Here is a 1,028-nt window from a genome sequence, read left to right as displayed (position 1 = left end):
GAAGGGCCAACGTCTGGCTGACGGGCACTTGATACGCTTGCTTGCGACCAGTTTGGAACTGTTGACGCTTCGCTCTACTGATTGCACCAAACAACACACTGAGTGGCCATAATAATGGCCACAACAGATATTTTAATGGATGATTTTCAAACCAGATTTTTTCAACCACAGCAACTATTCGCCAAACTGGATGCGATGAAGTTGAGCGTAAGCGCCATTCTTAGCAATCAAGTCTGCGTGATTACCTCGTTCAATAATGGCACCGTCGTCTACGACTAGAATCTCATCGGCTTTTTCGATCGTTGACAAGCGGTGAGCAATCACCAACACGGTTTTATCTTTCTGCAGCTCATCTAATGCAGCTTGGATGGCACGCTCAGATTCCGTATCCAGTGCAGAGGTTGCTTCGTCAAGAATCAGTACAGGCGCATCACGCAGCAACGCTCGAGCAATAGCTACACGTTGGCGCTGACCACCAGATAAGCTCGCGCCGTTTTCGCCGATCATGGTATCTAAACCATTTTCCATCTTATTGATGAATTCCATTGCGTGAGCCAGCTTCGCTGCATGCTCAATATCGCTGCGCTGGTACTTATCTTCCGTCGCGTAAGCAATGTTGTTTGCTATGGTGTCATTGAAAAGATGTACGTTTTGCGAAACCAAAGCAAACTGCTCACGCAAGTTCTTCAATTCATAGTCACGAATATCACGGCCATCTAATGTAATCGAGCCACTGTCCACGTCATAAAAACGGTTAAACAAGTTCGCAATGGTACTTTTACCTGAACCTGAACGCCCCACTAGAGCGACCGTTTTACCTCGAGGAATATCAAAACTGACATGATCTAGAGCCGGCTTTTCTGAACCTTCATACGTGAAGCTGACATCTTTCACAGATACTTCACCCTTCGCGCGCTCAACCGTGTATTTACCTTCGTTTTTCTCTGGTTCTAAATCGATGAGAGCAAACAAAGTTTGGCTTGCTGCCATACCACGTTGGAACTGCGAAGTTACGTTTGTCAGTGCTT

The 1,028-nt window shown here is 46.3% G+C and carries 1 protein-coding gene; it reads right to left on the bottom strand.

The genetic code is table 11. The annotated features are described in order from the left end of the window. Positions 1 to 174: 174 nt before the first annotated feature. Positions 175 to 1,028 (bottom strand): ATP-binding cassette domain-containing protein (locus R8269_RS26345; protein WP_318223052.1); only part of this gene is annotated, 854 nt, incomplete at its 5' end.

This window comes from Vibrio sp. Vb0667, from assembly GCF_033391095.1.
Note: the sequence above shows the minus strand (reverse complement) of the source record. Positions and strands in the feature narration are given on the sequence as shown.